Annotated in this window: 5 protein-coding genes; 1 reads left to right on the top strand and 4 read right to left on the bottom strand. The window is 47.6% G+C overall.

Going from position 1 to position 6,361, the window contains the following annotated elements:
* Positions 1-52 precede the first annotated feature (52 nt).
* The 4 genes from LN893_RS18210 to LN893_RS18195 all read right to left on the bottom strand — a co-directional run bounded on the left by LN893_RS18210 (position 53) and on the right by LN893_RS18195 (position 5,546).
* Entirely contained in the window at positions 53-2,461 is a 2,409-nt protein-coding gene (locus tag LN893_RS18210; protein ID WP_229972583.1) for a DUF5686 and carboxypeptidase-like regulatory domain-containing protein, read from the bottom strand.
* Positions 2,462-2,539: 78 nt separating this feature from the next.
* Positions 2,540-3,370, bottom strand: a complete 831-nt coding sequence (locus LN893_RS18205; protein ID WP_229972581.1) for a phosphatase PAP2 family protein — start codon at positions 3,368-3,370, stop codon at positions 2,540-2,542.
* Between the two features lie 180 nt (positions 3,371-3,550).
* Positions 3,551-4,762, bottom strand: a complete 1,212-nt coding sequence (locus tag LN893_RS18200; RefSeq protein ID WP_229972579.1) for an NADH-quinone oxidoreductase subunit D — start codon at positions 4,760-4,762, stop codon at positions 3,551-3,553.
* A 436-nt stretch (positions 4,763-5,198) separates the two neighbouring features.
* A complete protein-coding gene (locus tag LN893_RS18195) occupies positions 5,199-5,546 on the bottom strand; it encodes a hypothetical protein (RefSeq protein ID WP_229972577.1) in 348 nt (115 codons plus the stop codon).
* A 96-nt stretch (positions 5,547-5,642) separates the two neighbouring features.
* Here LN893_RS18195 and LN893_RS18190 point away from each other — a divergent pair, with 96 nt between their 5' ends.
* Positions 5,643-6,284, top strand: a complete 642-nt coding sequence (locus tag LN893_RS18190) for a hypothetical protein (RefSeq protein ID WP_229972576.1) — start codon at positions 5,643-5,645, stop codon at positions 6,282-6,284.
* Positions 6,285-6,361 lie beyond the last annotated feature (77 nt).

Raw genomic sequence — 6,361 nt, 5'->3', positions numbered from 1 at the left:
TGCCATATTTATTCCTACATCATACATTCTAAACCACAACCGAAGAGAGGTTCTAGAATGCCAGTGAAATCGTCATCTTAATCTTGAGGTTATCTTTGAAGTTGTCGAAGCTGTAGGGGCCGTAGCGGTAGAAAGCACCGATGCCTACCCCTGAGAAAGGAGAACTGATGACATTATTCAAGAGCAGGCCAGACTCAAAAAAGCCTTTCCGCATGCTTTGTATCGGAACTTCCTCCAGAAACTCCAAAGGATCAGACAAAGTGCCTATACCTGCGTTAGTAACTAGCGCTATGTCAGGTGCGAAGAATCTTGTGTTGAGGAATCTTTTTCCGAAGTTTTGTTTAAAAAACAAAGCAGCATAGCGATCGGAGAAGAACTCGTAGGGCTGCATCGTTTCAAAGCCTTCGCCAGCATAAACCATGTAGTCTGGGTTGTAGCTGCCGTAGCCGTTAAATAGGCTTGTCAGGGGCGCGTTGCCTTGTAGCCAACCGCCAGCGAAAGTAAAACTGCTCTCGCCCAGAGTGCGGTGGCGAAAGGTTGTTTCTAATCGTGCATCAACTTTATCGTAGCTGTAGTCGCCGTTCCATACGCCATCCAAACTGCGGGTATATTGTAGCCACAGCACGGGATATTCGGTAGGCATAGCAATGAGTTGGTTAAACTGTTGCATGTACTTTTCACCATAGGCATACCGCATGCTTATCACTGCCTCCGTCAGGTTAAAAGCAGTGTTATCAAGGGAGGCAAAGTCTAAGGTTGGCCTTCGTTGCTCCTGCCTCAGCATGGCCTGTGCCTGCACGTAGAGGAAGGGGCGACCCGAAAGGGCCAAGCTCTTATGCGTAGTGTAATCTACTTCCGGTAGCAGAGCAGACCTGAAATCTCGGAGCAGGCTGCGTTGTTTGAAAGGTAATCTGCGGCCTCCAGCTTCTATAATATCTTCAAAAAATTCTGCTTTTAGCTGCAGCTGAGAGGGCTCGTGAAAAACAAAACGGGCATCAGCGCCATATTTAAATTCTTTATCACCGAAGCCGTAGCCGCCGTAACCTCCTACACTAAAGCGTTCTGAAAGTCTGTCGTTTGTATGGAAGCCTGCACCCAGGCGCAGACCTTCGAAGGAGCTAACACGTAGCAGGCGGTTTAAGTCGAGGCTTACCACTCCGAAAGGTATTTGCTTTGCCATAAGATACTCGGCAATACGTATGGTTTTCTCAATATTCTCAGCTTTGCCCACACTGTCTAGCTGGTGGTAAGTGTAGCGCTCCAGTTTGCTAAGCGAATCAGGGCGGTACTGTTGCCAAAATGTATCTGGCTGGCGTGCAGCATCTGCCTTTTGCTGCAGAGCCACCACACCGAAGTCTGACCTGTGGAGGTTGGGGTTTAAGTTGATGTTTGTAATATAGGTGCGCAAGTGGGCGTAAGGCTGGTGGCCCCGCATGCTGACCTGTGGTACCCGTATTTCTACGTCCAGTTCTGTCGGAAACCACTGCTGTTGTGGCCCCACCTGCTCGAACCGCTGCTGCAGCTTTATGTTGCGTTCATCGTCGGCAGCTGATTCAGCCAGTACGTTTTGCACTGCCCAACCATCGCTGTTGATGTAAAGCAAGCCATTCAAGCCTTCGAAATTTCTTCCTTCCTGTGGTTTAAAGGAAATTATGAAGAGCGTATCCTGCCCCTGCACTGTCGTTTCCTGCAACACAAAGTCATACTTGCGGGTGCTACCTGTGCTTAAGGGGCTGAGGTAGCGCTTGCCAAAGAAAACGGGCATATCGTCGTAAACAGAAAAGTCACGTGCCTCGGCGGCAACTATACCAAAGCTCGGCTGTTGCAAACCCGACACACGCGTAGCCAGTATGGTTTCTTTTGATTTGCTGGGGCGGAGGTAGGCGTAGTCTGTAATACTTTCCATCAGGAAAAGGTGCTGCTTCGAAAGCAGGTTCCGTATTCTGATATAGGAGGAATCCTGCTGGGCAAGCTGTAGGGTGTCGCTCATTTCACCTTCCTGCAGGTTGGTGGCGGTAAGTATAAACTTGTTGTAAGTGCGGTAGGTGTAGGCGTTTAGGTTCTCGGGTTGGTGGCGCTCGCGGTTTTGGTTTGCCAGCCTGATGATACGGTGCGCAGGGTTTTCGCCTGTAGAAAACACGACCACCTCCTGTAGCTGCGCCGCTGAAGGCTGCAGGTAAACGTTAAAAGTGCTGGCTGAATCCACATTCACAACCTGTGGGTTATAGCCAACATAGCTAAACCGTAAGCTTGTAATCGGGCGGTTGTGGCGCAGTTGGTACCGGCCTTCGAGGTTGGTAGTGGTACCTGTCTCGCCCTTATTGGCGGCTATGCTTACAAAAGGTAGCTTTTCATTTGTACGTGCATCGCGCACAGTGCCCTGCACCATGCGCACCTGAGGCTGGGCTGTAACAGAAGTGAGGCAAAACAAAAGAAGGGCAAACAATCGGAGTTGTGGCATAGAGTAAAGATTAAAATAAAAGCGTTTCCTCCTGTTACGGAAGAAACGCCCTATAATTTATAGCTTTAAGAAATGAGGCTAGAATTGCATGGCAAAGGCCATTCCTATATTGCCGCCTGGTAGCATAACAGGAACTATTGTAGCAGTGTTTAGGCCTCCACCCTGGGTTAGTTTAGCATGAATCCAATACACTGTGTTAACAGAAAGTATACCTACACCTGCCCCAGCTAACACATCAGACATCCAGTGGGCATTATTCAGTACGCGCAGCGCGCCTGTTGCACCCGCAATACTATAGCTGGCAACACTTACCCATGGGCTTTTATGGCGAAATTCTTTGTCCATGAAGGTGGCTATCGTAAAGGCGTAAGCTGTGTGCCCCGAGGGGAAAGCGTATGACTTTCCGTTAGGCCTGTCTATATCAGTAATTTTTTTTGTGGGCCATACCATAGCCGATGTGAGCACTCCTGCCGAAGCCAATAGTAAGGTTTGGCGGGGCAGTTCGTGTCGGTTCTGCGAGGATATCAGGTTAAATCCGTAAAGACCTACCAGTGGTGCCAGCATGGCAAAATCGTCGGCATTGGTGGCGAAGTTGGGGAAGGTTTTAGTTCTGTAGTCGAATACATCGTTGCTGCTTAATATGCCTCTACCTCCAATAGTGGAAATACCCAACCCTATAAGTGCAGCCGAAGGAATAACAGCTCTTTTCAGGAAGCGGCTATTGTCGCCTTCTAAACGCTGCGATTCTGTAAAAGGCTTCTTTTGCCCAGGTAGTACGGTATCGGCAGGAAGCACAAAGGCTGTATCGGCTTTAGTAGGCTGCACCTGGGCCTGCGCCGCTATAGGAGTTGCAAGCAAGCTAAGCCACAGCAGGTGCACTGTCAGAAGCTTGGGAAATCTTAAAATCATGTAGGCAATTTTGGTGTGTCTTAACAATAAATTAACATTGGTTTTATCGCAGGCACAGTTTAAAGGTTTCTGATACTGAAGAAGCTATAGGTCATCAGTGCAATTTTGAGATAGCCGCTTAGCTATGAACTGTACAACAGCAGCAAAAGCACAAGCAAATGCCTGCGCTTGTTTTCTCTTTTACCTGTCTAGTTCGCCCAATACAATATCTACAGAGCCAACAATGGCAATCATATCAGCTATCATACAGCCTTTGCTTATCTCGTGCAGCACCGATAGGTTAGAGAAGCAGGGGGAGCGGCCTTTGCAGCGGAAAGGCACATCGCTGCGGTCGGTGGTGCGGAAGTAGTAGCCTAGCTCGCCACGCGGTGTTTCAGCACGAAAGTATAGTTCCTGGCTGCCTGTCATGCGCAGTTTCTTCGGACAAGCCTCCTGCGGATCGAATTCTGGCGTGCGTTTATAGTTGCCCTGCAACTGGTCGAGGCATTGCTCGATAATGTGCAGCGATTCGTAACATTCCTGCGCCCGCACATAATTGCGGTCCCAGCAGTCGCCTGTGGTGCCTGCCGCACCCTGGCCAATCGGTATTTCAAACTCCAGCTCAGGGTAAACGCTGTATCCGTCTACGCGGCGCAGGTCGTGCTTTAGGCCAGAGCCACGCAGCATGGGGCCTGAGCAGCCATAGTTAATCGCCACATCAAGCGGCAGAATACCTACGTTGGCGGTTCGGTCTATAAAAATCTTATTTGTGAGAAGTATTGTTTCCAGTTCCTTTAGTTTCGGGCGCAGGTACTTTACAAATTCACGGCAATGATCCTCAAAGCCGATGGGCAGATCGTAGTATAAGCCGCCCACCCAAATGTAGTTGTACAGCATGCGGGCTCCCGATGCCCACTCCAGCAGGCGCTGTATGTGTTCTCGGTCGCGGAGCAGCCACAGGAAAGGTGTAAAAGCTCCAATATCGATACCGTAGGTGCCGATGGCTACAAAGTGCGAGGCAATGCGGTTCAGTTCCGCCACCAGCACCCGTATATACTCCACCCGCTTCGGGATTTTATCTTCTATTCCCAGCAGCTTTTCTACGCCCATACACCACACATGCTCCGAGTTCATGGCGGCCAAGTAATCCATGCGGTCTACGTATGGGATGGTTTGGTTGTAGGCCATGTTCTCTGCATGCTTCTCGAAGCAACGGTGCAGGTAGCCTATGTGCGGCGCCACGTCCACAATCAGCTCTCCATCCGTAAGCACCTCCAGGCGCAGTACGCCGTGTGTAGAGGGGTGCTGCGGACCCATGTTAATGATCATCTCGCCTGCCTGCAGGTTTTCCGCCTCAAACTTGTTAGGCTCCGATTGCAGCAGGTATTCCTTATAAATGGTGGACTGGCTCAATTAAGAATAATGAGTTAAGAATTAAGAATGAGAGCAAAGGTCGTAAAAAAGAGGGATTTGTGCAGGAGAAAGTGGTACAGGTATTTTTTAGCAACAAATGTTACGCTTGCAACTCAGTTTATTGCCAAGTGGTCAAAAAGTTAAATTGCTTTGTGTAGTATTATAATGTAAATATATAGTATATTCGTTAGTCCAGTTACGTTTATACAACTACCGGTTGGCGGCTAAAAGGAATAAGTTTCGTTTAGCAGGAAGTTCATCCGTCATTGTCACATTTTCAATTTTTAAAGTGGTGTGTCTTTCAGGCTTTTTAGGGGCTGGGAGGCATCAAAGGCCACTAAAGCGGGCAAAGAAGGGGAAAAGAGCCAAGGGCCTGAAGCTTTGGTTTGGGCCGAAGTCTTGCGGCGGTCGGAGTTAGGCTTTGGGAAGGACAAAGTCAAGAGGCTAACTTCGGCAGGTGGCTATTTTTCAGTGCATTGCGGCAATAGAGAGGCCAATGATAGGTTAGTCTTTCTTTTCCGAGGCCAGCCAGCCTGACGTCTGCGGCAACGTTGTCAATACCTGTATTAACAGCATCGCCTCCGCCTAAAGCGCCACTTAGAAGGAAGTTTAAGGGGAGAAAATGCGCCAACGAGCAGCTTGTTTTTCCTGAAATAAAAAAAGAAATTAAAACCACGAAATCACTACAAAAAAGGGAAAACAAGCACGGATAACTACACCCAAAAGCCATCAAGGCAAGGCAGGCAAGCCTTGGCGCCTCCTGGCCTTGTACGTTATAGCTCATTTAGACAGAATTATGCGACATATTCAAGTTATTCCAGAGTTAATAATCAAGCTAGCTTTTCACCTATCTGTATGGATAATCGAGAGGTTTCATAACATGAGGCTCTATGATCTGCAGGTGGATGAATTAAGAAAACTGGAGGCCGGGACTTTGGGAAGAGAGGTAGCAGATTGTCTTGATACAAATAAACTAAGATTAGTGCCTGGATATGAATCGCATGATTTGAAGCATAGCTTGTTGGACTACAAGATGACTCCGGTTGACGAAATAAGGATGCAGGCTTTCATGATTGGTAACGGTAATATCTCTATCCCTAGCATAGCCATTTTTACATTTGGATTTATCCTGCTTCCCTATAAATGGATTCAATTTGCTAAGGATTTTCGATTAGGACTTAATTCCAAGCAGATTAAAGAATGGACGTTGGGCGAGTACGCAGACAAGGATTTAATTCAATTGCGAAAATCAGTGATTCTTGCAGATAAAACGCGATATAAGTTAGAACCACTATTGAAGAAGTTAGCATATGTTGGGTCTGTTTCCGCTATGATTGCTGGAATTTTTGGAATAGTATTTTGCCTACCTTACTTATTCTCTCCTCTGTTGGAGGATTTGGTAGGAGCAGGATTTCCATTTGTAGGAGGCGCAATTTTATTTAGTGCAGGGTTAATTAGTATGACCTTTCAGAATAAAGAGAGAAAAGGAAGAAATGAAACGAGCTATAACCCAGCAATATAACAACGGCTGGTTTGCTTGAGTAGCAAAGTTCACTGCTATTTATTAACTTAATGTAGGCTGACAGTTACTTGGCTCTA

The sequence above is a fragment of the Pontibacter harenae genome, assembly GCF_020907245.1.
GTDB classification, from domain to species: Bacteria; Bacteroidota; Bacteroidia; order Cytophagales; family Hymenobacteraceae; genus Pontibacter; species Pontibacter harenae.
This window is presented reverse-complemented; position numbering and strand designations above follow the sequence as displayed.

Bases quoted from the DNA above. Each gene is read 5' to 3' on its own strand.
- LN893_RS18190 (WP_229972576.1), top strand. From the start codon at position 5,643: ATGAGGCTCTATGATCTGCAGGTGGATGAATTAAGAAAACTGGAGGCC.
- LN893_RS18210 (WP_229972583.1), bottom strand. From the start codon at position 2,461: ATGCCACAACTCCGATTGTTTGCCCTTCTTTTGTTTTGCCTCACTTCT.
- LN893_RS18195 (WP_229972577.1), bottom strand. From the start codon at position 5,546: ATGAGCTATAACGTACAAGGCCAGGAGGCGCCAAGGCTTGCCTGCCTT.
- LN893_RS18205 (WP_229972581.1), bottom strand. From the start codon at position 3,370: ATGATTTTAAGATTTCCCAAGCTTCTGACAGTGCACCTGCTGTGGCTT.